Here is a 24,456-nt window from a genome sequence, read left to right as displayed (position 1 = left end):
TTTAACCCTGCAGAATGTGCTGCCTCACCAGATCCTTCAGGCGCTCCGTATCGCCGGCTTCGATGGCATCAATCATCTGGTGATGCTCCCGGCTCGATTGGTCTACGCGGGCGCGGGTTCGCCATTGCGACACAGGCGCCGATGAGGTTCGCTGGCGAACTTCGGTGATGAGATCGACCATTTCCTGATTGCCTCCAAGGACCAGCAATTGGCGATGGAAGGCAAGATTTGCCTCATAGAGCTCCAGCATGGTGCCGTTCAGCACCATGAAGTCGAAATGCTCGGCAAGCCCGCGCAGAGCGGCAATATCTTCCGGAGACGCATTCTGGACAATCGTTCCCGCGATAGCCGTTTCCAAGATGATGCGGATTTCGCTGACCTCGCGCGCACGCCTGCCATCCGGCTCGTAGACATGATAGCCGCGGTTCGGCACATGTTCGACGAGCCTCTTCTGCGCAAGTCGATCGAGAGCCCGGCGCACTTCCGGCCGTGTGCATTTGTAGCGTCGTTCGAGATCGATCTGTTTCAGCCACGTTCCCGGCAGCAGGACACCAGCGAGAATGTCCTGCAACACGAGATCCGTTACATCGCGCCCATCGGACGTGCCCTGCTCCGAATCTATCATGATATCTGCCATTCGAACGTCCCCTCTCCTTGTTCCTCGATATCACGGGCAGAGGCATTGCCGTAAGTCTGGCCGAATAATTTGCAGTGATGAAAATTTATTCGTGCACATGGATTGCGCATAGATTTTTTGTATCCTAAATTGGCGCCAATTTTGGATACTATGCAAAATGAAGCTGTTTTGGAAGCCATGAAAAACTCGGACGCCGTGTGGGATATCGTCGAAGCTAAGCGTGAAGCCTTCTTCGCGCTCAGCGACCGGATCTGGGATATGCCGGAGACGAATTACGAAGAATATCGCTCCGCCGAAGAGCATGCCCGCCAGCTGGAGGTGGAAGGGTTCCGTGTTGTACGCGGGATTGCGGGCTTACCGACGGCCGTTATGGGGGAAGCCGGCGACGGTGGCCCTGTCATCGCCATCCTCGGCGAATTCGATGCCCTGCCCGGGCTGAGCCAGCAAGCCGGTGTCGCTGAAAAGCATGAGGTAACGGCAAACGGCAATGGCCACGGATGTGGCCACAATATGCTTGGTGCCGGTTCGATGCTGGCCGCCGCCGCGGTCAAGGATTTCCTGGCGGCAAACGGCCTGAAAGGCCGCGTGCGTTACTACGGCTGCCCGGCCGAAGAAGGCGGCTCGTCGAAGGGTTTCATGGTTCGTGCCGGCGTCTTCGACGACGTCGACATTGCCATTTCCTGGCATCCGGCGGCTTTTGCCGGCGTCAACAACCCCGTCTCGCTCGCTTGCAACGAGATCAATTTTCACTTCACTGGCCGCTCCTCCCATGCATCTGCAACGCCACATCTCGGCCGTAGCGCGCTCGATGCCGTCGAACTGATGAATGTCGGCGTCAACTATATGCGCGAGCATATGCCTTCAACGGCGCGTATCCACTATGCGGTTACCGATACCGGCGGCTCGGCACCCAATGTCGTGCAGGCCCGCGCGACGGTGCGCTACCTCATCCGCGCGCGAAATCTTCCTGAACTCCTGTCGCTCGTCGCGCGCGTCAAGAAAGTCGCCGAAGGCGCCGCCCTGATGACGGAGACTTCGGTCCGCAGCGAAGTGATCAGCGGTGACGCCAATCTCGTCGGTAACGTCCCGCTTGAAAACCTGATGTTCGCCAACCTGGAGCGCCTTGGACCGCCTGTCTTCGACGAAGAGGACCGTGCCACTGCGCGCAAGTTCCAGGCAACAATGAGCACCGAGGACATTGCATCTTCCTATGCCCGCTTTGGTCTGAAGCCGAAGAAAGACCAGCCACTCTGCGAAGAGATCTTCCCGCTTTATGCCGGCGACAGCACGATCGTCGGTTCCACCGATGTCGGTAGCGTCAGCTGGGTGGTGCCGACGGTGCAGATGCGCGGCGCGACCTACGCGATCGGCACGCCCGGACATTCCTGGCAGCTCGTCGCGCAGGGCAAGCTGCCTGCGGCTCACAAGGGAACGGAACATGCGGCAAAGGTCATGGCGAGTACTGCCATCGACCTGATTGGCAATCCTGATCTCATCGAGGCGGCCAAAGCGGACCTGAGGGGCCGCCTCGATGGGACGCCATTCGTCAATCCGATCCCGGATGACGTTCAGCCGCCGCTGCCGGAGAAAAAGGCATCATGAACCAGCCCGGAATCCTCGAGCTTATAAGCTTCGGTCCCGATGGTTGGGGCAAGGCGCTGCTGGCCGGCGCGTGGATGACGATCCTGGTAGCACTGGCAGGTTATGCCATCGGCGCGGTAATCGGTACGTTCGGCGCCTGGGCGAAGATAACGGGTGGGCGCGGCATCAGAATCGTGGCCGATACCTATACCACGGTCCTTCGCGGCATACCGGATCTGCTTGTCATCTATCTCTTCTACTTTGGAGGTAGCGCGGCCGTCACGGCCATTGGTCAGTTTTTCGGTGCTGAAGGTTTCCTTGGCTTTCCCGGCTTCCTTGCCGGGTCGCTCGCTGTCGGCGTCACCTCGGGCGCGCAATTTACCGAGGTTTTCCGCGGGGCATTCAAGGCGGTTCACTCGGGCGAGATCGAGGCCGCGATTGCCTGCGGCATGGGCCGGTTGCTAAGGTTCCGTCGCATCGTAGCACCGCTGACGCTTCGCCATGCACTGCCAGGCCTCGGTAATGTCTGGCAGGTTATTCTGAAGGAATCAGCTCTCGTCTCCATCACCGGTGTTGCCGAGCTGCTCCGCCAGACACAGGTCGCGGCGGGATCGACTGGCCTACCTTTCGATTTCTATGTTGTTGCCGGTGCAATTTACCTTGCCATTTCAACCGGTTCTGGCCTTTTCCTGCGGCGGGCTGAAAAGTACTTCGCTCGTGGCGTGAGGAGAAGCTGATGGACTGGCATTTTCTTACCGAGACCTTCGTCAGTCTTGTTTCCGCGATCCCACTGACGCTTCAGCTTGCCGCAACCTCGATCGCACTCGGGGCTGTCCTAGCGCTTGCAATCGCGCTGTGCCGGCTTTCCGGTATTGTGGTCCTCGAATGGTTCGCGCGTAGCTATGTCTTCGTCTTCCGTGGCACTCCACTGCTCGTACAGATCTTCCTGATCTATTATGGGCTCGGTCAGTTTCCCGAGGTCAGGCATTCCATCTTCTGGCCATTCCTGCGCGAAGCCTATTGGTGTGCCGTTCTCGCGCTCACCATGAATACGGCTGCCTATGCCAGTGAGATTATTCGCGGCGGACTCCTGTCGGTGCCTTTCGGCCAGATCGAAGCGGCACGTGCCTGCGGCATGCCGCGTTTCATGCAGTTCCGTCGTATCGTTCTGCCTCTTGCGACAAGACAGGCCCTACCGGCTTACTCGAACGAAATGATCTCCATGGTGAAGGCGACATCGCTCGCCTCGATCATCACCTTGATGGAAGTGACCGGTGTTGCTGCCAGGATCATTTCCGAAAGCTATCGGGCAATCGAAGTTTTCATCGTGGCAGGCGCTATCTATCTGGCGATCAACTTCCTGCTGACGCGCCTTGTTTATCTTATTGAATATTGGCTAAGCCCGCATCTGCGCCAGCCTGCTCCCCATCATCCGGCGGTCACTCCCGGATCCGCCCTTGAAGGAGACGCCCGATGACTGTGGCGAACGTTCCTCTCTCTCCGATCGCGCTCAGCGTGAAGGATCTGCACAAGAGTTTTGGACCTGTGGAAGTTCTCAAGGGCATCTCGCTTGATGCGCATGAAGGCGATGTCGTCTCCATCCTCGGCTCTTCCGGTTCGGGAAAGTCCACCCTCCTGCGCTGCATTAACCTTCTGGAGACACCGAATTCCGGCGAAGTGACTGTCGCTGGCGAGACGATCCGCATGGTTGCTGACGGCAAGGGCGGCAGCCGACCGGCGGAGCGCAGACAGGTCGACCGTATCCGCTCGCAGCTCGGCATGGTCTTTCAGAGCTTCAATCTCTGGTCCTATAAGACCGTGCTCGAAAACGTCATCGAGGCGCCGGTGCATGTGCTAGGCCGTTCCAGAGCGGAGTGCATTGAGGAGGCGGAGACCCTTCTCGCCAAAGTCGGCATCGCCGAGAAGCGCAATTTCTATCCGTCACATCTTTCCGGCGGCCAGCAGCAGCGCGCAGCGATCGCGCGGGCCCTTGCCATGCGACCGAAGGTGATGCTCTTCGACGAACCGACGTCGGCACTCGATCCCGAACTGGTCGGCGAAGTGCTGCGCGTCATGCGCGCGCTCGCGGAAGAAGGCCGCACGATGCTGGTCGTCACCCATGAAATCGGCTTTGCGCGCGACGTCTCCAGCCGCGTCGTCTTCCTGCACAGGGGCGTCGTCGAGGAAGACGGCAGACCACAGGATGTCTTCGCCAACTCCCGGTCGGAACGTTTCCGGCAATTCATCAGCAAATAGTTCTCTCAGCCCAAACAAGAAAAGGGGAGCAAAATATGACATTCTTTTCAAGGGTTCTGATGGCGACATCAGCCGCTGCGATCATTGCAACGGCAGCCGTCGCGCAGGCGGAAGACAAGAAGTGGACGACGGTAACGATCGCCACCGAAGGCGCCTTCAAGCCCTATAACTTCACCAGGCCGGACGGCTCACTCGACGGGTATGAGATAGAGCTGACCAAATATCTCTGCGACCACATGAAGGTCGAATGCAAGATCGTTGTCCAGAACTTCGACGGCATGATTCCGGCGCTGAACGCCGGCAAGTTCGACGCCATCATTTCTGGCATGTCGGCGACGGCCAAGCGCGAAGAGGTGATTGCCTTCAGCGATTCCTACGGCTCCACCGGCCAGGCCTTCGCGACTTCGAAGACCGGCGATCTCGCAAACCTGCCGGACAAGGGCCAGGTCTTCTCGCTTGCCAGCGATGAGGCAGGTGCTGCTGCCGAGATCGAAAAGATCAAGCCTGCGCTCCAGGGTAAGACCATCGGTGTTCAGACAGCCTCCACCGCGGCCGCTTTCGTCGACAAATATCTGAAGGGTGTCGTCGATGTCAGAGAATATAAAACGACGGAAGAACACGACCTCGATCTCAAGGCAGGCCGCGTCGATATCGTCATGGCATCCATGGCCTATCTGACGACGGCCTCCCAGAAACCTGGCAATGAAGATATGACGACGACAGGTCCACGCTTCCAGGGCGGTTTCCTCGGCCGCGGCAGCTCGGTCGGCTTGCGTAAGAGCGATACCGAGCTGAAGGCCATGTTCAACGATGCGATTGCCGCCGCGAAGGCGGACGGCACCATCAAGACGCTTTCGGAGAAGTGGTTCGGCTTCGACGTGACGCCGAAGTGAGTTGATTTCAAAATGATACCCGGCGAGTCGTGCTCGCTGGGTATCGTGAGCTAACGTCACGAGACTTCAAAGATCAACGTGCATTCAGTTGTGCTCGCTCGGGCCAGTCCGAAGGGACGACGGGCGCATATATTCTCTGCTCGCTAAGTGTCGCCGAGATCGCTATTCGTGTGATTGCGGGTGTCGCCATTGGCGAACCCGGCATCGATTTAGACATGACACGATCGCAATGCGAGAGAGAGGGCAGCGATGGCCAATCTTCCCGATATGACGAAGCACCGAGGCTTTCCGTCCGGCATGCCCGGCAGCGGCATTCAGTTCACCATCCGCCGCGCCAACCCCAAGGGCGTGACGCCGATCAAGGCACTGCCTCGTCGCGCCCGGCCCGGCACGGCGGAACACCGTGTCGATGCAGCCTTCCTGCATGCGCTTTGGCATTACTTCGGGGCGGAGCCTTTCGAGCGCGGCAATCTCGACGCCGCGCGGCTCAACCTGCTGTTCGGACGAGAAGTGGTCGCAGTAGACAAGGATTTCGACCCGAAGTCCTATGAGGCGATGCTCGTCATCAACGAGAAGGTGGCGCGTCAGAATTTTCCGGAATCGTTCGAAGACGTTATGGAAGTCTGACAGGAGCGTTCATTGCGCGTTTCTGCCGCCGGACTAATTTTCAGTCTCGATGTTGACTTCATATTCGGCAAGCAAACGCTGTACGGTTTCGTTTCCGGTGTAAAAGCGTTTCAATCTGGCAAGCTCGGCGTCAGTCCCCGTGCAGAGCCGCTTCAGCTCCTCGTCAATCTGTGCGCGCCGTTCGGCATAGGGCGAATCCTCGCCCCGAAAGTGATCGCATCCGTCGCGGCGCTCCATAAAGGCTCGCACATCTTCAGGCAGTTTGAACGTATCGGACTTCCGATCGGCAGCCAGGCTTGCTCCGCAACACGCGCCAGAAAGGCTCAAAAGGAACAGGCCCATAGCGATCTTAGGCCCGACGATCATCATGCCAGCGCCCGTTCTACAGCGATCTGCGCCATCGCAAGAGCGGCCCCTCGCGTCTTTGCGGCTGCAACGAAAAGGCCCTTGTGGCAGAAAGTTGCTCCTTCGACGCCGCAAGCCAATTCCAGATCATGGCCGGTCAACCCTGCCCAGGAGGCAGGCAAATCCGCGCGCAGTTCAAAGCCCTCGTCGGAACGCCGAATGCCGGTGAGGCACCAGTCGTTTTCCCGCGGGTGAACGACGAAAAGCAGCTGATCGGCCTTGGCCTTTACAATCGCGGCGCGGAAGGGCATGCCCATCGGCAGTTCGAGGATCCTGCCCTCGCCTGTCTCATCGATCGCCTTGAGAACAAGGCCTTCGGCACGCAGCTTGGCATCCTGCGCCGCGATACCGGCCTCGACGAAACTGCGGACGATCGAAAGGGCAGCGTGGAACGCCCGGTCGTCGGCATCGGGATCCTTGGCATCGAAAACCGGCTTCAGGGTTTCAAGAAGCGCTGGCAGCGTCAGGCCGGCCAGCTCGCCTGCAATCGAAAGATCAAGCGCGCCATTGTCGGTCAAATCGACCGGCAGCACGAATTTGGCGTCGAAGGATGCATGCACCGCTGCGATATGCGCTTCGGGCACCCCCAAGGCCGCAAGATAATCCGGCCCGTAATGTTTCCAGATGAGGCCGAAGGAACTGTAGGGCCTTCCATCCTCTCGCACTGGCGCGCCGCGCTGATGGTGGTCGAAAATGCCCGCGGCAGGGTCATATTGCCCGCCGACATCATAGATGATGCGATCAGCGGCCGGCGTGGTCCATTCTATGTTCCTGCTTCGGACGATCCGTGCTTCGGGGAAGATTCGGCTGAGGATGACGCTCGAGAGCAGCTCATCAGCGTGAAAGCCGCCGGAATGCGTAACCAGGTATGAAAGGATCATTATCAGATACGCCTCTCGCAGCCGATTGTATTTCCGTCCTGATAGCCCGCGTCCGCTGCCAGCTCAACAGTGCGTGAGGAAAAGGGCGGCACAATTCTTCTGACGACGAACAATCGCACCTTGCCGGCCGCGGCATCCTCAGCTCAGGTTTTTCAGGTAAAGCGAGAGCAGCTGTGTTTGCGAGGAGATGCCGAGCTTGCGATAGACGTTGCGGCGGTGGACCTTCACGGTCCCCGTCGAAATGTTGAGCTTCAGGCCGATCGATTCCGACGAGTGCCCCTGTAACACCAGCTCGACGATCGCCGTTTCGCGACCCGTGAGGTTGAGATCGTGCCAGACCGTATCCGCACGTCGGACGATTTCGCTCTTACGGCGGCTTTTGCCCCTTGCGGCAAGCTGGGCATCGAAGCGTGGCGCGAGCCCGGCCCAGTAATGTTTCACCATGCTGGCCACGAGCGGCTCGACCTTTTTCAGCGTCGAGAATTCGGCGGGTGGAAAGCCGCCGGTCTTTTCCCGCCGCATCAGCGAAAGGACGACGGTAATATCGCCATCGACAGGCACGAAGAAGCCGATTTCCTCTGCAAGTCCGGTTTGAACGTAATAGGTGCGGTAATATTCGCTGGAGAAGAATCTGTCCGGTGCTAGTTCGCGCATCCTGAAGACACCTTCGCGACGTTCCCGAGCGGTATGATAGAAGGGGTCGAGCAGATAGGGACCTGCCTGATAGAGTGTGACGAAAACGACGTGCTCGTCGCGGTCGAAGGTGCTGTAGAGATCGATCGGCCGCTCTTTTGCCCGATAGGCGAAGACGACGACGTAATCGAAGCGCACGAGCGAGGCCATCATCTGGCGATATGTATCGCCAAAACCGGCATCGCTCATGGCGGGCTTGCCGATCGTCGCATTGAAGGCTGCAAACAGCGTCTCCAAGTCGATGCTCACCAGCGTGCTCCTTCCCCCGCTCCGCGCAATCCACGCGGCCGAGATATACACCTTCCACGAAACGTTACGCGCCTAAATACCTCTTTCGGGGTATATACCGTGCAAGAGGCTCAGGCTTACTCTTTCCTTAACGACGGTGGCAATAAGGCAGCGACAGACTGCCATTCCAAACCAACCGCAGGGAACAGACGTGGCATCCGCTTCGACGAACGATATCGAATTCCGTTCAGTCACGAAAAACTATGGCGCCGTGACCGCCGTAACGGACATCAACCTGACTGTGCCCAAAGGAGCGTTTCTAGCGCTGCTCGGCCCTTCCGGCTGCGGCAAGACGACCTGCCTGCGTATGATCGGCGGCTTCGAGCAGCCGAGCGCGGGATCAGTGCTGATTGATGGGCGCGAAATGAACGGCGTTCCCGCCTATCGCCGGCCCGTCAACATGGTCTTCCAGCATTATGCGCTATTTCCGCATTTCAACGTCGAGCAGAATGTCGCCTATGGGCTGAAGCAGATGCGCCCCCGGATCGCGGCGAAAGAGATCGACCGCCGCGTCGCCGAGGCGCTCGAGATGGTTCGGCTCGGCGGCTTCGCCAAGCGGCGGATTCATGAAATGTCGGGCGGCCAGCAGCAACGCGTGGCCCTTGCCCGCGCAATTGTCAACCGCCCCTCGGTCCTGTTGCTCGACGAACCGCTGGCAGCACTCGACAAGAAGCTGCGTTCGGCCATGCAGATCGAGTTGCAGACCCTTCAGCGTGACCTCGGCATCACTTTCGTTCTCGTCACCCATGACCAGGAAGAAGCGCTTTCGATGGCCGATGTCGTCTGCGTCATGAGCGCGGGCCGCATCCGGCAACTCGGCAGCCCGCAGGAGGTCTATGACCGCCCGGCCGATCTTTTCGTCGCCGACTTCGTCGGCAAGACGAACCGTATCACCGCTTCGATGGAGGCCGACGGCACGACGCTCAGGCTGGCGGATGGCTCGGCAATCGCCTCCGGCAAGAAGCTCGAATCAGGCAACGTCATTGCGGCACTCCGACCCGAGGCAATCCATCTGACTCGCAAGGCGGCAGCAGGCACATCATTCAAGGGGACGGTGACGCATCGCATCTTCCTCGGCTCATCGGCGGAATATGCCGTCAGCGTGCCGGGGCTCGGCGATTTCCTGATCACCGCTGATCGACGCAGTATGAACGAGAGTGATCTCGTGGAGCCGGGCGAGGAGGTTTTCCTCGGTTTCGACCCTGCCGCCATCCATGTCTTTCCAGCATCGAATGCATAAACCGAAACAAGGGAACAGCATCATGAGCAAGGATTATAAGGACAATCTTCCCATCTCGGCCGAAGGCCTCATGGATGAATTCATGCGCCTGAAGCGCGGCTCCGTCAGCCGCCGACACTTCCTCGGCGTCACCGGTCTCGGTCTCGCAACCGCCGTGCTGTCGCGCTTCCCGGGCGCGCTTTCGACACCTGCTTATGCGGCAGAAGACTTGGGCACGCAGATGTCGATTGCCACTTGGCCGAACTATCATGACCCGGCGACTTTCGAGAACTTCAAGGCGGCAACGGGCGTTGCCGTCGAGGTCAACGTCTTCGGCTCGAACGAGGAAATGCTTGCCAAGCTGCAGGCCGGCGCCTCCGGCTGGTCGCTCTTCGTGCCGACCAATTATACGATCTCGACCTATCACAAGCTCGGCCTGATCGAGGAACTCGACCTTTCGAAGATTCCGAACTTCAGCCAGGCAAGCGAAAGCCCACGTTTCACCAAGGAAGGCCAAATCGACGGCAAGACCTATGCCGTGCCGAAGAACTGGGGCACAACCGGCTTCTCCGTCAATACGTCGAAGATCAAGACCAAGCTTTCGAGCTGGAAGGACTTTTTCGAGATCGCCCAGACGGAAGCCGACGGTCGTGCCATGGTGCACGACTATCAGCTGACGACGATCGGCAGCGCTCTTGTCTCGCTCGGCTACGATTTCAATTCGATCAAGGCCGACGAGCTCGCCAAAGCGGAAGAGCTGCTGGTCAAGGTCAAACCGCACCTCTTTGCGATCAATTCCGACTACCAGCCGTCGATGCGCTCGACGGATGCGTGGCTGACCATGTGCTGGACCAATGACGGTGCGCAGCTCAACCGCGACATGCCGGAACTCGCCTATATCCTGGGCACCGACGGCGGCGAGATCTGGACTGATTATTACGCGATCCCTAAGGATGCTCCGAACAAGGCCGCCGGCTATGCGCTGCTCAACTACCTGATGGACCCGCAGAATGCGGTGAAGGAGCATATCGCCAACGGTGCACCGACAACCGACAGCCGCGTGATCGCATTGTTGCCGAAGGAGATCACATCGAACAAGATCGTCTATCCGGATGAAGCCGCCCTCACCCCGCTGGAATTCGGCGCTGCCGTGACACTTACCGATCCCGGGCGTGCTGAGCTGATGGCGCGCTTCAAGTCGGCCTGATGCATTCTCCGATTCCCGTTCTCCCGCGGCAAACCGTGGGAGAACGGTTTAGCTCCTCGACCCGGCGAATGAAGACTGAGCCATGTTCCTGACCCACGCCACCAGACGGCGCCTGATCACCGCGGCCCTTGTCGGCCCGGCCAGTATATGGCTGTTCGTCTTTCTGGTACTGCCCTTTATCGCCATCATCGTCTTCGCTTTCGGGGAGCGCGCGCCGGAAGGCGGTTATCAGCCGGCTTTCACGTTCGAGCAGTTCGCCAATCTTGGTGCGCGCTCGGCCGCCTTCATCAATACGCTGATCCTCGCGCCAATCGGGGCAATCGCCTGTCTCATCGTCGCCTATCCGGTTGCCTATTACCTCGCGGTCAAGGCGAGCCCACAGCGCCGGCTGCTGCTCGTCTCGCTGGTCGTCGTTCCCTTCTGGACCAGTCTGCTGGTGCGCACCTATGCATGGATGTATCTGCTCGGCGCGCGCGGTATTCCGCATTTGCTCGAATTTGTCGGCATAGAAAACGTTCGGCTGATCAATACGCCCGGCGCCGTGCTGCTCGGCATCGTCTATGGCTACCTGCCTCTGATGATAATGCCGATCTATGTCAGCCTCGAGAAGCTGGATCGCAGATTGCTGGAAGCCTCGGCCGACCTCGGTGCGAAACCCATCTCGACTTTCTTCGGCATCACCCTGCCATTGTCGCTTCCCGGAGTGATGACCGGCGTTGCGCTGGTGACGATCCTCCTTCTTGGCGAATATCTGATCCCGCAACTTCTCGGCGGCGGCAAGGTCTTCTTCATCGGTAACGCGCTTGTCGATCTCTTTCTGCAATCCCGCAACTGGCCGTTCGGGTCGGCGATCGCCGTCACGCTCGTTGCCGTCGTGGTCATCGTGCTGCTTGTCGCAATGCGCATTGCGTGGCGTGTCGCCGGAACACGGCAGGTGGATCTTATCTGATGCGCGCGCTCGTCACCTTCGTCTATCTATTCCTCTATACGCCGATCGCGCTCGTCGTGCTGTTCTCCTTCAATGCGGGACGCAATGCCAGCGAGTTCACCGGTTTCTCGACGCAATGGTATGGCCGGGCTCTGTCGAATACCTTCCTGATGGAGGCGCTGCGCAATAGCCTGATGATCGCCGTGACCAGCGCGGCACTCGCGGCAATCTTCGGTACCATGGCGGCAATCGGCATGGAGCGGCTCGGCGCGCGGACCCGAGCGATCTTCGACGGGCTGTTTGCTGCTGCAATCGTCGTGCCGGGTGTCGTGATCGGCATTGCCACACTGGTGGCACTGGTCGAAGTCTTCGGCTTCATCAATCCCGTAGTGGCGGCCTTCTGGCCTGGCGATCAGCCGCCGAAACTTACACTCGGCTACGGCTCCATCATTGCCGCCCACGGGCTCTTCACGATGGCGCTGGTGACGATGATCGTGAAGGCGCGTATCGCCGGCCTCGGGCGCGATATCGTCGAAGCCTCCAGCGATCTCTATGCGACGCCATTCACCACGTTCCGGCAAATCGTGCTGCCGCAGATCATGCCGTCAATTCTGGCGGGCTTCTTGCTTGCCTTCACTTTCTCCTTCGATGATTTCATCATCGCTTTCTTTGTGGCGGGCTCGAACACGACGCTGCCGATCTATGTCTTCGCCTCCATCCGCCGTGGCGTGACGCCGGAAATCAATGCGATCGCGACGATGGTGCTGGTCGCCTCGCTCGTCCTTATTTTCATCGCGCGTTTCCTGATGCGCGAAAAGACAACGACAAACTGACCGGGGAAATGCCATGATACTGAGGGATCGCGTTGCAATTGTCACGGGGGCAGGCTCGGGTATCGGGCGGGCCGGTGCGCTGATCATGGCGCGCGAGGGCGCCCATGTGGTTGTTGCCGACATTGATTTCGCGAATGCTGAAGAGACCGTCGGCTTGATTGCCAAGGCGGGCGGCAGTGCCGAAAGTCTCGTCATCGATGTGACCGACGACGGGGCGCTCGAGACCGGCATTGCCGCCATCGCCGCCCGCCACGGCCGCATCGACATTCTCCACAATCATGCAGGCGCGCAAGTCGCCGGCGATCTGGAACAGGTTGCGATCGAAGGCTTCGACAGGTCCTGGAGTCTGAATGTACGGGCGCATTTCATGGCGTCACGTTTTGCCATGCCGATCATGAAAAAGGCCGGCAAAGGCGTGATCCTCAATACGTCATCATCGTCGGGCGTGCTCTACGACCGGGAAATGATCGCCTATACGACGACCAAACATGCTGTCATCGCCATGACCCGGCAAATGGCAGGCGACTATGCAAAGTTCGGTATCCGCGTGAATGCGATTTGCCCCGGATGGGTGGACACCCCGTTCAACGAACCGTTCATCGCGCAGATGGGCGGACGCGAAGCGATTGAAGGTTATATCGCCGAGAAGGTGCCCCTTGGCCGTTGGGCGAATGTCTCGGAGATCGCCGAGCCGATCCTATTTCTGGTCTCGGACCGTTCCTCCTACATGACCGGGCAGATCCTCGTCGTCGATGGCGGCGAGACCATCGTCTAGGGACCTTTGACGCCGTCAAGGCTTATCGAGAGACAGGCGAAACTGCCGGGGTGTGGCGCCGGTTCGTTGCTTGAAAATATCGTAAAAGCGGCTGCTGGAACCGAAACCGCAATCGAGGGCGATTTCCAGGATCGAGTCCTCGGTCTCGGCGAGCCGCTGCATTGCTCTGGCGAGCCGGTAACGCGTCAGATATTCCATTACGGAAATGCCGAGCACGTCGCGAAACGCTCGGTTGGCGGTGGTCGGGTGCACATGGGCACGTTTTCCAAGCTCCGCCAGGCTCAGTTGTTCGGAAAAATGCCGGTTGATCAGGTCGGTCAGCACTTCCGAATGACGAATTGCAGCGCTGACCGGCGTCGCGGCAGCCGCGATCAGCGACCCCTGACCATCGGCATGATCGAGTATGAGCCGGCGCACCCTGAGCTTTGCCTCCTCGGCAATCAGCTGACGCCGCACCGGATCGCCCCTGCCCCATTCCTCGACCCAGGCTGAGACGGTCAGCGATGTCGTTTCCCGCCGGCTGGGCTCGACCACGAATGCTCCCTGCATGATCGCCTGCCTCGCCTTCTTGTCGATGGCGAGCGCGAGAAAATCGACGAGCGGAAGGTAGATGCAGATAAGCGGCGCCTCCGGCGTGACCTGGATCGTCTGATGCGGAATGGCCGCCCAGAACAGGACAAGGCGGCCGGCATCAACCCGCTCCTGGCGCCCATTGAACAGATAGGTCATCGCGCCATCGAGAAGCAGGTTGATCTCGACATGGTCGTGCCAATGCGCAGCGCTCATAGCATCGGCCGTGTGGCGTTCGATCAGAAAGCCGGGCGGCGATCCCGTCCATTCACCACTCCTGTTGACGTGATCGTCGTTCATGGCATTCCTGCGCTCCAATCCGGGAATACTGGCTTCAATAGCAGGAAGAAATTCTGAATTGGAAGAGGCACGACTCTGGCAACTTGATTGGCGGGAGATCGAAATGCCGAAAATTTGCCTTGTGGGTGCGGGAAGCACCGTTTTTGCGCAGAACATTCTGGGAGATGTGCTGTCCACGCCCTCAGGCAGCAACTATACGATCAGCCTGTTCGATATCGATCCCGAGCGGCTGAAAACATCGGAGATCGTCGCGCGGCGCATCTGCGACGCACTCAATCTGCAAAATGTGAAGGTCGAGGCTACCCTTGATCGCCGCCAGGCGCTGAGTGGATCGGATTTTGTCATCCTGATGATGCAGGTTGGCGGCTACAGGCCGGCCACAGTGACGGATTTCGACGTACCGAAGAGGTACGGCCTGCGACAGACCATTGCCGACACGCTCGGCATCGGCGGCATTTTTCGCGGGCTTCGCACGATTCCCGTGCTGGAGGCGATCTGCCACGATATGGAAGAGGTATGCCCCAACGCTCTGCTGATGCAGTATGTGAACCCGATGGCGATCAACTGCTGGGCTGTCAAGGAACTGGCGCCATCCATCCGCACTGTCGGCCTTTGCCATAGCGTTCAGCATACCGCCGCGCATCTCGCCTCATGTCTCGGCGAGAACATTGCCGACATCAACTATATTTCAGCCGGCATCAATCATGTCGCCTTCTTCTTGAAATACGAAAAGCTGCATGGGGATGGCCGGCGCGAGGATCTCTATCCCCGCCTGAAGGCTTTGGCTGGAGAAGGACGCGTACCATCCGACGATCGGGTACGCTTCGATGTGCTCAAGCGGCTCGGTCATTTCGTAACGGAATCCAGCGAGCATTTCTCCGAATATACGTCTTGGTACATCAAGGAACGCCGTCCCGAGCTCATCGACAAGCTGAACATCCCGCTCGATGAATATATCAACCGTTGCGAGAGGCAGATCTCCGAATGGCATGCTCTGCGGCGGGATCTCGAAGGCGACAAGCCGATCGAGGTTTGCCGCAGCAATGAATATGCCGCTGGTATCATCAACGCTGCCGTCACCGGCAATCCGGCGCTGATCTACGGCAATGTTCCCAATAACGGTCTGATCGAGAACCTGCCCGCCGAGTGTATCGTGGAAGTACCCTGCCATGTTGACAGGAACGGCATCCAACCAACTCGCATCGGCAGGATTCCTTCGCAGCTTGCCGCGGTGATGAAGCTCAGCGTCTCGGTCCAGGAACTGACTGTGGAAGCAGCGCTTACGGGCAAGCGCGACCGCATCTATCAAGCCGCCCTGCTTGATCCGCATACATCGGCAGAACTCTCGCCGGACGAGATCTGGGGCTTGGTCGATGATCTGATCGAAGCACATGGCGATCTTTTGCCGAAATACCATTGAGGTCGATCAGAGCCCACTGCTCCCAGCAGATCAACTATCAGCAGGCGTGTCGCCCTTTTGGGCGGCGCGCTTTTTTCTTTGGCCATTTCAATGTTCTGTCAACTTCTCGAAAAAATCATAAACGATCATAATTATGATTGACATTGATCACATCGGGTGTGAACTTGACGCAAATATACGGAATAACCGCAGGGGACGATCGGTGAAGCAGAATGGTGGAGTGAAGACCGATCGGCTCGACGCCATCCGCAGCCACCTCTATGCGAACGGCTTTTCGACCATTCAGGATTTGGCTGAGGCTGTCGGCGCTTCGCTTGCGACCGTGCGGCGCGACCTGCAGGTTCTCGAACAGGATGGCGCCATCGATCGCGTCCATGGCGGGGCCCGCATCGCCGAGGGGTCTTCAGTCGAGCTTGCTTTTCAGGAGCGCGAAAAGCGTCATCTCTCGGCCAAGCGCGCGATCGCCAATGCCGCCTACGAAAAGCTTTTGCCGCGCACGGCGATCTTCCTCGATGCCGGTACGACGGTTCTTCAGCTTGCGAGGCTAATCCGCATCAATCCAATGCCGCTGCGCATCTTCACCAACGGTCTGATCGTCGCGCAGGAATTCCTAAACATTCCGCATCTCGAGGTCGTGCTTCTCGGCGGCCAGCTGCGCAGCGAAAACGCCTCGCTCGTCGGCCCGCAGGCCGAGGCGATGCTGGAAACGATCTGGTTCGATCAGCTGTTTCTCGGCGCCAGCGCCATCAGTCCCGATGGCGCGATCTATAGCGTCGACAGCGCGGAAGCCAGCTTGAACCGACGCATGCTCGCCCGCTCGGCCAACGGCTATGTGCTGGCCGACTCTTCGAAATTCGGAACCATGGCGACTTACAAGGTCGCGCCGCTCAACGCTGCAAAACTGATCACCGACAAGGGCCTGACGCCACAATGGCGCGCTGAGCTCGCCAATTTCGGCGTCGATGCGACCGTTGCTGAGCTTGGAGCAAAAGAATGAGCGAAGAGCTGATCCTCGGTATCGATGGCGGCGGAAGCAAGGTGCTCGTCACCCTGGCCGGCAGAGACGGCCGAGTCCTGCGCAGCGCGCTCGGCGGCGGCGTCAATCCCATGGATAATCCCGATTGGCGCCAGGAACTGGAGCGACATATCGAACCCTTCCGTAGAGAGGCGGGACTGGCCGCCGTCGGCGCTGCCTTGCCGGCCTATGGCGAGGTCGCATATCTCTCGACGCTGCAGAAACAATGCATCGACGAAATTTTCCCGGATGTCAGCAAGGCTGTGCTTAATGATGTCGATGCGGCCCATCTCGGCGCCTTTGCCGGTCGGCCAGGCATCCTCATCCTGTCGGGGACTGGCTCCATGTCCTGGGCGCGCAATGCTGCCGGGGCATCGGCTCGTGCCGGCGGCTGGGGCGATATGATCGGCGACGAGGGCAGCAGCTATTGGATCGGCCGCACAGCCCTGCATCTCATCAGCCAAAGCCTTGATGGGCGTGGCAAGCCAACCGCGCTGGCGACGGCCATCTACGATCATCTCCAGCTCGACATTTCGGATCCGATCAACGCGCTCGGCGGCTGGATCAACGGGCTTGCCATGCCTCGCGCCGGCATTGCCGCCCTCTCCATCCTTGTCGACAGAACCGCACAGCAAGGCGACGAAACGGCGATCGGTTTGATCGAAGAAGCGGCGGATGAGCTTGCCAAGCACCATTCAGCGATAGCAAGCCATTGCGAGGCCGGCACCGACTGGACCTATGCAGGCGGCACCTTTTCCAGCCGTCGCCTGCTCGAAGCGGTCGAGCGGCGGATCGGCCAGCGAGCGATCGCACCTGTACTTCCTCCCATTGGTGGTGCGCTTCTGGCCGCCGCCCAACTTCTCGACTGGCCCCTGGACGAGGGCTGGCTCGGGCAAATCGCGGTCGAGGCTGAAGCCGTGATCGCGCGATCGAGACAATGACTGTCAAAGAAAAAGAGGATGGGAACATGCGTAAATTCATATTGCCTTTGCTTGCCTCAGCTGCCCTTGCGATCGCCCTGCCTGCCATGGCAGACGACGCTAAGCCCCTCGCCGGCCAATCGATCACGGTGCTGATGCCATCGCCGCAGGGAGCCACCGTTGCGGCCGATTTTGAAGCCGAGACCGGCATTCATGTCGATCTCCAGACACTGTCCTGGGACGATATCCGCCCGAAACTGGTCACAGCGCTGGTCGCCGGCACGGCGCCGGCCGATGTCACGGAATTCGACTGGTCCTGGACCGGGCAGTTCAGTGCTGCCGGCTGGTACATGCCGCTGAACGACGTGATCGACAAGGACACGGTCGCCGACATCGGCGTCGCCAAAATCTTCACCGTCGATGGTCAGTTGCTCGGCGTGCCCTATACCAACGACTTCCGCGTCATGCTCATCAATAAGAAGCACTTTACGGATGCCGGCATTACCGAGACGCCGAAGACGCTCGACGAATTGGTCGCCGCGGCGAAGAAGATCAAGGAGAAGGGCATCTCCACCTATCCGATTGGCCTGCCGCTCTCGGCAACGGAAGGCGCTTCCACAAGCTGGTATCTGCTAACCAAGGCTTTCGGCGGCGAACTCTTCGACAAGGACTTCAAGCCGCTTTTCCTGACGCCCGATTCCGCCGGCTACAAGGCGCTCGCCTTCGAACTGGCGCTGCTGAAGGACGGCCTGGTTGACCCCGCTTCGACGGGTCTCAAGGACAGCCAGATCAATGAGAGCATGTTCGCACAGGGGCTGACCAGCATCATGATATCGGGTGAGCCTGGCCGGCTAGGTCAGATGAACGATCCAAAGCAATCCAAGGTCGCCGGCCAGGTCGAAGCGATCCTGGTGCCGACCGCCAGTGGTCAGACGCGCAGCTTCGGTCTTCCGGAAGCGCTCGCTATTCCGAACGTTTCGCAGAACAAGGAAGCGGCGATCGCCTTCGTCAAATGGTTCACCAGCAAGGAGTTTCAGAAGAAGAATGCGGCAAACGGCGCTCTGCCGACCCGTACTTCGGCTCTCTCCGAACTCAATTCTGAAGGCAAGCTGACGAGCGGCGACGCACTTGTTGCACAGTCGAAGACTGTCGAACCGCTGTTCCAGCAGGGTACGCCGCCATGGTATCCGCAGTTTTCCAGCGCGGTAAACACGGCGATCAACAGCGCGGCAAAGGACCAGATGACCGTTGATCAGGCCATGCAGAGCATTGCAGACGCCGCGAAGCAGGCGATGGCGCAATGACAGTCGTCACCGCTGAAGGTGTCGCGGCCAAGCGGAGTGTCGGCCTCAACGCCGACACCATGCTTGGATTGCTGCTGGTGCTGCCGATCCTCGTGACCATGGCAGCACTGGTCTTCTATCCGATGGGGCGAACGGTCTGGGACTCGATGCATCGGGTCAACCCGATGCAGGCGGGAACGCCTTTCGTCGGATTGGAAAATTACATCCGCATGTTGTCAGACGCCCAGCTGGCGTCGACTTGGACGAATACGCTGATCTATGTCGTCCTCGCAGTTGCCGCCGAAACCATTTTCGGCGTGCTCGCCGCAGCGCTCATCAATCAGGTGAGGGTCGGGCGTCAATGGGTGCTGGCAGCCGTCATCCTGCCCTGGGCGCTTCCCGGAGTTGTCAACTCCGTCATCTGGCTGTGGATCTATCAGCCCGGCGCCGGCTTGTTGAACGGCATACTTGTGGCACTTGGCCTGCCCTTTGAAAATCATGTCTGGTTCAACGACAGGACAAGCGCAATCATTGCCGTGACCGTCGTCCATGTCTGGCGCATGATGCCACTAACAATCGTCATCGTGCTCGCCGCCATGCAAAGCATTCCGGCGCATCTCTATGAAGCCGCGCGGATTGACGGAGCAACGCGCGTACAGATGTTCAGCCTGGTCACGCTTCCGCTCGTGCGCAGCGCCATCGCCGTCGCCATGACGAATGCGACCGTCAACGCCTTCAATCTCTTCGACGAGGCCTGGGTGCTTGCCGGTTCGAGCCTCGAAACGCGGCCTATCCTCGTGCAAATTTATCTCGAGACATTCCAGAACCTTCGTTTCTCCTATGGCATGGCGCTTTCGGTCGTCATCACGCTGGTCTCGCTGCTGGTCTCGCTCGTCTACGTCCTGCGCGTCTATCGCAACACACGGTTCGACTGATGAAACCAACCATTCTCTATCGACTGATGATATGGATCGGCCTTGCCGTGCTGCTGATCTGGTCGCTCGGCCCGATCTACTGGACGATCGCAAGCTCGGTGACGCCGACCGAGGACTTTTCCACGCGGCCGATCCACTTCTTCCCGCAACATTTCACACTGGACCATTATTCACGCCTTCTCGGCATCAACATCGCGCGGATCGGCGGAGTGGAAGTCTGGAAGCAGTTCCGCGCAGCACTCCTGAACAGCTTGATCACCTCTACGGCCGCCACACTGCTCTGCGTGGCAATCTCGGCACTCGGCGCTTATGCCTTCACCCGCATGCGCTTTCCCGGACGTCACCTTCTGTTTGGCGCTGTTGTCGCAACGCTTGCCATTCCCGCCTATGCGGTGCTGATCCCGCTTTATCAGATCATGATCAGGATGCACCTCGTCGATACCTATACCGGCGTCTCGCTGATCTATGTCTCGGCCTATCTGCCGCTCTCACTCTGGCTGCTGCGCAGTGTCTTCGAACAGCTTCCGATCGCGCTCGAAGAGGCAGCGCAGCTCGATGGCGCGGGCCGTCTCTACATCTTCTTCAACATCGTGTTGCCACTTGCTGGCCCCGGCCTGACGGCAGCCGCAATCCTCACTTTCCTGGGAGCATGGGGGCAGTACCTCGTTCCTCTCATCTTCTCGCCGCAGGCGACAAAGCCCCTGACGGTTCTCATCCCGGAATTCGTCACCAAGAACTTCATCGACTACGGGCTGATTACGGCAAGCGGATCGATCGCCATCGTCATCCCTGCCCTCGTCGTCATCTTCCTTAACCGGTACCTCGTCAGCGGTTTGCTGGCTGGTTCGGTCAAATAATTGGAGACATTATGAACACGACCGAAAAGGTAATCTTCGAGCAGTTCCCGTACTGGGAGAAAGCCATCGGCTCGAATGCAGCAAGCGGCAAGGCGGAAGATCTTCTCGTCTTCGTCGGCTGCGGCACTTCCTTCAACCTTGCCCTGTCTCTGGCGGCCTACGCCAATAACCTGAAGCGCAAAGCAATCGCGGTCCCCGGCGCGGAATGGCTCAACCGGCCTTCTTATTTCTGGCCGGAATGGCAGAAGACTCATGTGGTCGCGCTCTCACGCAGCGGCGAAACGACGGAAACGGTTGCCGCCGCAAAAGCGAGCCGCGCCGCCGGCGCCTATGTCACAGCCGTCACCGTCGAGCCGGAAAGTGCCCTTGCCAGGAACTGCGACCAGCTGATCTGCTCCCCGACCCATCCGGACGAAGGTATCGTCATGACGGTGTCTGCAAGCCTCATGGTCTTGCTCAGCCTGCAGATGATCGGCACGACCGTACCAGCTTCGGTCGTCGCATCCGCGCGCCAGCTCGCGAATGCGCTTGACGCCGCCCTGCCCGATATCATCAAGGACCGTTCGCACTTCGTTTTCCTGGGCGGCGGCCCACTTTTCGGCATTGCACTGGAAGGTGCCTTGAAGCTGATGGAGATGAGTCAGTTGATGACACAGGCCTTTCATCCGCTCGAATACCGCCACGGGCCGATTAGTCTCGTCGATGAAAAGACGGCCGCCATTATGCTTTACAGCGCGGATCAGAAAGCTGCCGAAGCCAAGCTCGTTGGCGAGTTGCGCGAAAAGGGTGCCGTCGTCATTGGAATCGGCGGTCCCGGCGACCTAGAGCTTGCCGTCGATGTCGATCAGTCATCTGCCGGCCTCGTTGTCCTGCCGGCCTTGCAGATCCTCGGGGAACGTGCTGCGCAGGCGAGGCAGATCGATACCGTTTCGCCGCGTCACCTCACCAAGGTTGTGACACTGGTATGAGTGCTTCGATCGATAAGAACCGGCAGATTGCCCTGGCGAAGCTTTTTGGTGCAAGAGACCTGCCGCTGCCACGTGGCATTACGTCGGTCTGTTCGGCCCATCCGCTGGTCATAGAGGCGACGCTTCGGCGTGCCGTCCGGCAGAAAGAGGCCGTGCTGATCGAGGCGACCTGCAATCAGGTCAATCAGGAAGGCGGCTATACCGGCATGACGCCGGCGGACTTTCGGACTTTCATCGAGCAGATCGCGGCAAGCGTTGGCTTTCCCGCCGAGCGCATCATTCTCGGCGGAGATCATCTCGGCCCAAATCCGTGGCGAAAGTTCGGCGCAGACGAAGCCATGACGCGCGCCGAAGTCATGGTCACGGCCTATGTCGAGGCCGGCTTCGAAAAGCTGCACCTCGACACATCGATGGGCTGCGCCGGCGAGCCTGTCGCACTCGCCGATGAACTGACAGCAGCAAGGGCGGCGCGCCTCGCGCAAGCAGCGGAAGAGGCTGCGCTTCGCACGGGTCGTCATCCGCCGGTTTATGTCATCGGTACCGAGGTGCCGCCACCCGGCGGCGCGACCCACGCGCTGGATGAACTCGAAGTCACGCGGAAGGAAGCCGCTTTGCGGACGCTTGACGTGCACCGCCAGGCGTTTGCCGAGGCCGGCGTCGGTTCGGCGCTGGAGCGTGTGATCGCTGTTGTCGTTCAGCCCGGTGTGGAATTCGGCAATGCCAATTTCGCACTCTACAAACCCGAGCGCGCGCAGACGCTCATTTCAGCGCTCGACGAGATGAACGGGCTGCTCTTCGAAGCCCATTCCACCGACTACCAGCCGGCGAGCTTGCTTTCGGCTCTGGTCGACGGCGGCTTTGCGATCCTGAAAGTTGGGCCTGGTCTGACCTTCGCCTTGCGCGAAGCGCTCTACGGTCTTGATGCGATCGCCGATGTCATCGACGATGCTGCGCAAGGTAGCGGACTCGCGGCGACCATGGAAAAAATCATGCTCGCCGAACCTGGTCATTGGGCAGGTCACTATGGCGGCACGCCGGATGAACAACGACTGCAGCGGCATTTCAGTTATAGCGACCGCATCCGGTATTACTGGCCCGATGAACGCGCGACCGAGGCAGTCGACAAGTTGCTAATCAGATTGCCCGATGCCATTCCGGAAACGTTGATCAGCCAGTATCTCGCCCGCCTCTATCCTGAAGTAGTCGAGAAGCGTATCGCACCGAAGGCGCGCGATCTCTGCCTTGCCGCCATTGATGCGGCGCTCGCCCCCTACGCCACCGCGACGGCGCCTCGATAAGAGGCGCGTCGTATGCCGCTCTTGATGAACGGCCGCAGATTCGAAACCAGATTTCAGCCGGAGACAGTTATGGCGTCCGTAAACGTAGCGAATGTCCGCAAGAGCTATGGTCACTTTGAGGTATTGCACGGGGTAGATATCGACATCGGTGATGGGGAATTCGTCATTCTCGTCGGTCCCTCCGGCTGCGGCAAGTCAACCTTGCTGCGCATGATCGCCGGCCTGGAGGAAATCTCCGGCGGCAATGTCTCGATCGGCAGCAAGGTGGTCAACAATGTCGCTCCAAAAGAGCGCGACATTGCCATGGTCTTCCAGTCCTATGCACTTTATCCGCATATGACTGTCGAAGCGAATATGGGGTTCTCGCTGCGGCTGGCGAAAGCGCCGAAGGAACAGATCAAGGCGCGCGTGCGTGATGCGGCGCAGATTCTCGGCCTCGAACATCTGCTCGACCGTTACCCGAGAAACCTCTCCGGCGGTCAACGTCAGCGCGTTGCCATGGGCCGGGCGATTGTCCGCCAGCCGCAGGTCTTTCTTTTCGACGAACCTCTTTCCAATCTCGATGCCAAGCTTCGCGTGCAGATGCGCTCGGAAATCAAGCAGCTGCACCAGCGGCTGAAGACCACGACGATCTACGTGACGCATGATCAGATCGAAGCCATGACCATGGCAGACCGCATCGTCGTGATGCGTGACGGTTATGTCGAGCAGATCGGTTCACCCCTCGATCTCTACGATCGACCGGCCAATCTCTTCGTCGCCGGCTTTATCGGTTCGCCGGGCATGAATATTATCAGAGGCAGGATCAGCATGTCTGGACCCCTTGAATTTATCGCCGATGGCGGAGCTCGCCTGCCGCTGCCGGAGACCGCTGCGGCAGCGCGCGGCACGGAAGTCGTCTACGGCATTCGCCCGGAGCATCTGATGATAAGCCCACATGGTGTGAGCGCCGAGGTCGTGGTCATCGAGCCAACCGGGGCCGAGACCCAGATCAACGCCAGATTCGGATCGGATCCGCTCGTCACCACAGTGCGGGACCGGCTTTCCCTTCAGGCTGGCGACACCGTCGGCATGTTGCCGGATCTGACGAAGCTGCATCTTTTCGATGCCAAGACCGAAAAGCGGCTATCGGTCGGGTAGCGATACGCCACTTGGTCTCTTCGTCGCCCGCACGAAATGAAGTACGAGAAGGTCATGAATGAAATCCCACCTTCTCGCTCATCGATCAGCTGCGAGATCAGGGATCTGGCGTTGTCAGTTCCGTTTCCTTGGTGTCGACGACAAATACGGCCAGAATTTTTGCCGGTTTCGTCTTGCTGGCATTTGCACTCACCAGATGGTGGTCGCCGGGAACTTCAACCCAGTTCTCACCGGTCTTGAAGACCTTTTCTTTGCCGTCGTTCACCTTGCTTTTGATCTCGCCTTCGATGACCGTCGCATAGATGAAGGCGCTTTTCGCATGAGTATGTGCCGGATTATAACCCCCCGGGCCATATTCTACGAGAACGCCGCGCATGCTTTTTCCAGGCACGTTGGGCAATTCGTGATCGAAGACGACCGTGATCTTTGCATTGTGTGCAGACTGGGCAGCAAAGGCCGGCGCTGCAACGAGGGTTAGTGCCAGCGCGGCAGTAGTCATGGACTTGAACATCGTATCCTTCTCCTAT

Annotated in this window: 26 protein-coding genes; 20 read left to right on the top strand and 6 right to left on the bottom strand. The window is 59.3% G+C overall.

Annotated features, from left to right (window positions below; genetic code table 11):
- Position 1: 1 nt before the first annotated feature.
- Complete coding sequence (locus tag EV281_RS19570) at positions 2-637, bottom strand: GntR family transcriptional regulator (RefSeq protein ID WP_132655311.1); 636 nt, start codon at positions 635-637, stop codon at positions 2-4.
- A gap of 177 nt (positions 638-814) precedes the next feature.
- Between EV281_RS19570 and EV281_RS19565 the strand changes: the two genes are divergently transcribed.
- The 6 genes from EV281_RS19565 (at position 815) to EV281_RS19540 (ending at position 5,994) form a co-directional block, all read left to right on the top strand.
- Positions 815-2,239, top strand: coding sequence for a M20 family metallopeptidase (locus EV281_RS19565; RefSeq protein ID WP_184327577.1), 1,425 nt, complete (start codon positions 815-817; stop codon positions 2,237-2,239).
- On the top strand, positions 2,236-2,955 hold the full coding sequence (locus EV281_RS19560) for an ABC transporter permease subunit (protein WP_132655307.1): 720 nt from the start codon (positions 2,236-2,238) through the stop codon (positions 2,953-2,955). Before EV281_RS19565 ends, EV281_RS19560 begins: the two co-directional genes overlap by 4 nt.
- Positions 2,955-3,695, top strand: a complete 741-nt coding sequence (locus tag EV281_RS19555; RefSeq protein WP_132655305.1) for an ABC transporter permease — start codon at positions 2,955-2,957, stop codon at positions 3,693-3,695. Before EV281_RS19560 ends, EV281_RS19555 begins: the two co-directional genes overlap by 1 nt.
- Positions 3,692-4,474 carry an ATP-binding cassette domain-containing protein gene (locus EV281_RS19550; protein ID WP_132655303.1) on the top strand — a complete coding sequence of 261 codons (783 nt, stop codon included), beginning with the start codon at positions 3,692-3,694 and terminating at the stop codon, positions 4,472-4,474. The genes EV281_RS19555 and EV281_RS19550 overlap by 4 nt, the downstream gene beginning before the upstream one ends.
- Before the next feature lie 35 nt (positions 4,475-4,509).
- Complete coding sequence (locus tag EV281_RS19545) at positions 4,510-5,367, top strand: transporter substrate-binding domain-containing protein (protein ID WP_132655301.1); 858 nt, start codon at positions 4,510-4,512, stop codon at positions 5,365-5,367.
- A gap of 249 nt (positions 5,368-5,616) precedes the next feature.
- Complete coding sequence (locus EV281_RS19540; protein ID WP_132655299.1) at positions 5,617-5,994, top strand: hypothetical protein; 378 nt, start codon at positions 5,617-5,619, stop codon at positions 5,992-5,994.
- A 33-nt stretch (positions 5,995-6,027) separates the two neighbouring features.
- Here EV281_RS19540 and EV281_RS19535 read toward each other — a convergent pair whose 3' ends face one another.
- The 3 genes from EV281_RS19535 to EV281_RS19525 all read right to left on the bottom strand — a co-directional run bounded on the left by EV281_RS19535 (position 6,028) and on the right by EV281_RS19525 (position 8,222).
- Complete coding sequence (locus EV281_RS19535) at positions 6,028-6,363, bottom strand: hypothetical protein (RefSeq protein ID WP_132655297.1); 336 nt, start codon at positions 6,361-6,363, stop codon at positions 6,028-6,030.
- Positions 6,360-7,280, bottom strand: a complete 921-nt coding sequence (locus EV281_RS19530) for an MYG1 family protein (protein WP_132655295.1) — start codon at positions 7,278-7,280, stop codon at positions 6,360-6,362. Before EV281_RS19530 ends, EV281_RS19535 begins: the two co-directional genes overlap by 4 nt.
- 138 nt (positions 7,281-7,418) lie before the next feature.
- Positions 7,419-8,222, bottom strand: coding sequence for a helix-turn-helix transcriptional regulator (locus tag EV281_RS19525; RefSeq protein ID WP_132655293.1), 804 nt, complete (start codon positions 8,220-8,222; stop codon positions 7,419-7,421).
- A gap of 190 nt (positions 8,223-8,412) precedes the next feature.
- On the opposite strand from EV281_RS19525, the gene EV281_RS19520 reads away from it, so the two are divergent.
- From EV281_RS19520 to EV281_RS19500, 5 genes are all read left to right on the top strand, one after another.
- Positions 8,413-9,501 (top strand): ABC transporter ATP-binding protein, encoded by a 1,089-nt coding sequence (locus tag EV281_RS19520; protein WP_132655291.1) that lies wholly within the window; start codon positions 8,413-8,415, stop codon positions 9,499-9,501.
- A gap of 22 nt (positions 9,502-9,523) precedes the next feature.
- Positions 9,524-10,687, top strand: a complete 1,164-nt coding sequence (locus EV281_RS19515) for a spermidine/putrescine ABC transporter substrate-binding protein (protein ID WP_132655289.1) — start codon at positions 9,524-9,526, stop codon at positions 10,685-10,687.
- Positions 10,688-10,769: 82 nt separating this feature from the next.
- On the top strand, positions 10,770-11,636 hold the full coding sequence (locus EV281_RS19510) for an ABC transporter permease (protein ID WP_132655287.1): 867 nt from the start codon (positions 10,770-10,772) through the stop codon (positions 11,634-11,636).
- On the top strand, positions 11,636-12,448 hold the full coding sequence (locus EV281_RS19505; protein ID WP_132655285.1) for an ABC transporter permease: 813 nt from the start codon (positions 11,636-11,638) through the stop codon (positions 12,446-12,448). The genes EV281_RS19510 and EV281_RS19505 overlap by 1 nt, the downstream gene beginning before the upstream one ends.
- A 13-nt stretch (positions 12,449-12,461) precedes the next feature.
- A complete protein-coding gene (locus tag EV281_RS19500) occupies positions 12,462-13,223 on the top strand; it encodes an SDR family oxidoreductase (RefSeq protein WP_132655283.1) in 762 nt (253 codons plus the stop codon).
- 15 nt (positions 13,224-13,238) lie between these two features.
- Here EV281_RS19500 and EV281_RS19495 read toward each other — a convergent pair whose 3' ends face one another.
- Complete coding sequence (locus EV281_RS19495; protein WP_132655281.1) at positions 13,239-14,093, bottom strand: helix-turn-helix domain-containing protein; 855 nt, start codon at positions 14,091-14,093, stop codon at positions 13,239-13,241.
- 103 nt (positions 14,094-14,196) lie between these two features.
- On the opposite strand from EV281_RS19495, the gene EV281_RS19490 reads away from it, so the two are divergent.
- The 9 genes from EV281_RS19490 (at position 14,197) to ugpC (ending at position 23,929) form a co-directional block, all read left to right on the top strand.
- Entirely contained in the window at positions 14,197-15,513 is a 1,317-nt protein-coding gene (locus tag EV281_RS19490) for an alpha-glucosidase/alpha-galactosidase (RefSeq protein WP_132655279.1), read from the top strand.
- Positions 15,514-15,715: 202 nt separating this feature from the next.
- On the top strand, positions 15,716-16,510 hold the full coding sequence (locus EV281_RS19485; protein ID WP_132655277.1) for a DeoR/GlpR family DNA-binding transcription regulator: 795 nt from the start codon (positions 15,716-15,718) through the stop codon (positions 16,508-16,510).
- The gene (locus tag EV281_RS19480) at positions 16,507-17,469 is read left to right on the top strand and encodes a BadF/BadG/BcrA/BcrD ATPase family protein (RefSeq protein ID WP_132655275.1); all 963 of its coding nucleotides are present in this window, start codon (positions 16,507-16,509) and stop codon (positions 17,467-17,469) included. The genes EV281_RS19485 and EV281_RS19480 overlap by 4 nt, the downstream gene beginning before the upstream one ends.
- Complete coding sequence (locus tag EV281_RS19475) at positions 17,466-18,752, top strand: sugar ABC transporter substrate-binding protein (protein ID WP_184327574.1); 1,287 nt, start codon at positions 17,466-17,468, stop codon at positions 18,750-18,752. Before EV281_RS19480 ends, EV281_RS19475 begins: the two co-directional genes overlap by 4 nt.
- A complete protein-coding gene (locus EV281_RS19470) occupies positions 18,749-19,666 on the top strand; it encodes a sugar ABC transporter permease (protein WP_132655271.1) in 918 nt (305 codons plus the stop codon). Before EV281_RS19475 ends, EV281_RS19470 begins: the two co-directional genes overlap by 4 nt.
- Positions 19,666-20,523 (top strand): carbohydrate ABC transporter permease, encoded by an 858-nt coding sequence (locus tag EV281_RS19465; RefSeq protein ID WP_132655269.1) that lies wholly within the window; start codon positions 19,666-19,668, stop codon positions 20,521-20,523. The genes EV281_RS19470 and EV281_RS19465 overlap by 1 nt, the downstream gene beginning before the upstream one ends.
- 11 nt (positions 20,524-20,534) lie before the next feature.
- Complete coding sequence (locus EV281_RS19460) at positions 20,535-21,491, top strand: SIS domain-containing protein (RefSeq protein ID WP_132655267.1); 957 nt, start codon at positions 20,535-20,537, stop codon at positions 21,489-21,491.
- A complete protein-coding gene (locus EV281_RS19455; protein ID WP_132655265.1) occupies positions 21,488-22,789 on the top strand; it encodes a D-tagatose-bisphosphate aldolase, class II, non-catalytic subunit in 1,302 nt (433 codons plus the stop codon). The genes EV281_RS19460 and EV281_RS19455 overlap by 4 nt, the downstream gene beginning before the upstream one ends.
- Positions 22,790-22,858: 69 nt before the next feature.
- A complete protein-coding gene (gene ugpC / locus EV281_RS19450) occupies positions 22,859-23,929 on the top strand; it encodes a sn-glycerol-3-phosphate ABC transporter ATP-binding protein UgpC (protein WP_132655263.1) in 1,071 nt (356 codons plus the stop codon).
- 97 nt (positions 23,930-24,026) lie between these two features.
- Here the strand turns inward: ugpC and EV281_RS19445 are convergent, their stop codons facing one another.
- Positions 24,027-24,440: a cupin domain-containing protein gene (locus EV281_RS19445; RefSeq protein ID WP_132655261.1), complete on the bottom strand. Its 414-nt coding sequence runs from the start codon at positions 24,438-24,440 to the stop codon at positions 24,027-24,029.
- Positions 24,441-24,456 lie beyond the last annotated feature (16 nt).

The sequence above is a fragment of the Rhizobium sp. BK418 genome (genome assembly GCF_004341105.1).
Classification (GTDB): domain Bacteria; phylum Pseudomonadota; class Alphaproteobacteria; order Rhizobiales; family Rhizobiaceae; genus Rhizobium.
The sequence above is the reverse complement of the archived record's forward strand: the minus strand, read 5'-3'. Positions and strand labels throughout refer to the sequence as shown.

Excerpts from the sequence above, each read along its gene's own strand:
- EV281_RS19540 (WP_132655299.1), top strand. The coding sequence starts at position 5,617 with ATGGCCAATCTTCCCGATATGACGAAGCACCGAGGCTTTCCGTCCGGC.
- EV281_RS19445 (WP_132655261.1), bottom strand. The coding sequence starts at position 24,440 with ATGTTCAAGTCCATGACTACTGCCGCGCTGGCACTAACCCTCGTTGCA.
- EV281_RS19515 (WP_132655289.1), top strand. The coding sequence starts at position 9,524 with ATGAGCAAGGATTATAAGGACAATCTTCCCATCTCGGCCGAAGGCCTC.
- EV281_RS19530 (WP_132655295.1), bottom strand. The coding sequence starts at position 7,280 with ATGATCCTTTCATACCTGGTTACGCATTCCGGCGGCTTTCACGCTGAT.
- EV281_RS19555 (WP_132655305.1), top strand. The coding sequence starts at position 2,955 with ATGGACTGGCATTTTCTTACCGAGACCTTCGTCAGTCTTGTTTCCGCG.
- EV281_RS19545 (WP_132655301.1), top strand. The coding sequence starts at position 4,510 with ATGACATTCTTTTCAAGGGTTCTGATGGCGACATCAGCCGCTGCGATC.
- EV281_RS19500 (WP_132655283.1), top strand. The coding sequence starts at position 12,462 with ATGATACTGAGGGATCGCGTTGCAATTGTCACGGGGGCAGGCTCGGGT.
- EV281_RS19570 (WP_132655311.1), bottom strand. The coding sequence starts at position 637 with ATGGCAGATATCATGATAGATTCGGAGCAGGGCACGTCCGATGGGCGC.
- EV281_RS19475 (WP_184327574.1), top strand. The coding sequence starts at position 17,466 with ATGACTGTCAAAGAAAAAGAGGATGGGAACATGCGTAAATTCATATTG.
- EV281_RS19550 (WP_132655303.1), top strand. The coding sequence starts at position 3,692 with ATGACTGTGGCGAACGTTCCTCTCTCTCCGATCGCGCTCAGCGTGAAG.
- EV281_RS19470 (WP_132655271.1), top strand. The coding sequence starts at position 18,749 with ATGACAGTCGTCACCGCTGAAGGTGTCGCGGCCAAGCGGAGTGTCGGC.
- EV281_RS19505 (WP_132655285.1), top strand. The coding sequence starts at position 11,636 with ATGCGCGCGCTCGTCACCTTCGTCTATCTATTCCTCTATACGCCGATC.
- EV281_RS19460 (WP_132655267.1), top strand. The coding sequence starts at position 20,535 with ATGAACACGACCGAAAAGGTAATCTTCGAGCAGTTCCCGTACTGGGAG.
- EV281_RS19490 (WP_132655279.1), top strand. The coding sequence starts at position 14,197 with ATGCCGAAAATTTGCCTTGTGGGTGCGGGAAGCACCGTTTTTGCGCAG.
- EV281_RS19455 (WP_132655265.1), top strand. The coding sequence starts at position 21,488 with ATGAGTGCTTCGATCGATAAGAACCGGCAGATTGCCCTGGCGAAGCTT.
- EV281_RS19535 (WP_132655297.1), bottom strand. The coding sequence starts at position 6,363 with ATGATGATCGTCGGGCCTAAGATCGCTATGGGCCTGTTCCTTTTGAGC.
- EV281_RS19465 (WP_132655269.1), top strand. The coding sequence starts at position 19,666 with ATGAAACCAACCATTCTCTATCGACTGATGATATGGATCGGCCTTGCC.
- EV281_RS19560 (WP_132655307.1), top strand. The coding sequence starts at position 2,236 with ATGAACCAGCCCGGAATCCTCGAGCTTATAAGCTTCGGTCCCGATGGT.
- EV281_RS19565 (WP_184327577.1), top strand. The coding sequence starts at position 815 with ATGAAAAACTCGGACGCCGTGTGGGATATCGTCGAAGCTAAGCGTGAA.
- EV281_RS19480 (WP_132655275.1), top strand. The coding sequence starts at position 16,507 with ATGAGCGAAGAGCTGATCCTCGGTATCGATGGCGGCGGAAGCAAGGTG.
- EV281_RS19495 (WP_132655281.1), bottom strand. The coding sequence starts at position 14,093 with ATGAACGACGATCACGTCAACAGGAGTGGTGAATGGACGGGATCGCCG.
- EV281_RS19510 (WP_132655287.1), top strand. The coding sequence starts at position 10,770 with ATGTTCCTGACCCACGCCACCAGACGGCGCCTGATCACCGCGGCCCTT.
- ugpC (WP_132655263.1), top strand. The coding sequence starts at position 22,859 with ATGGCGTCCGTAAACGTAGCGAATGTCCGCAAGAGCTATGGTCACTTT.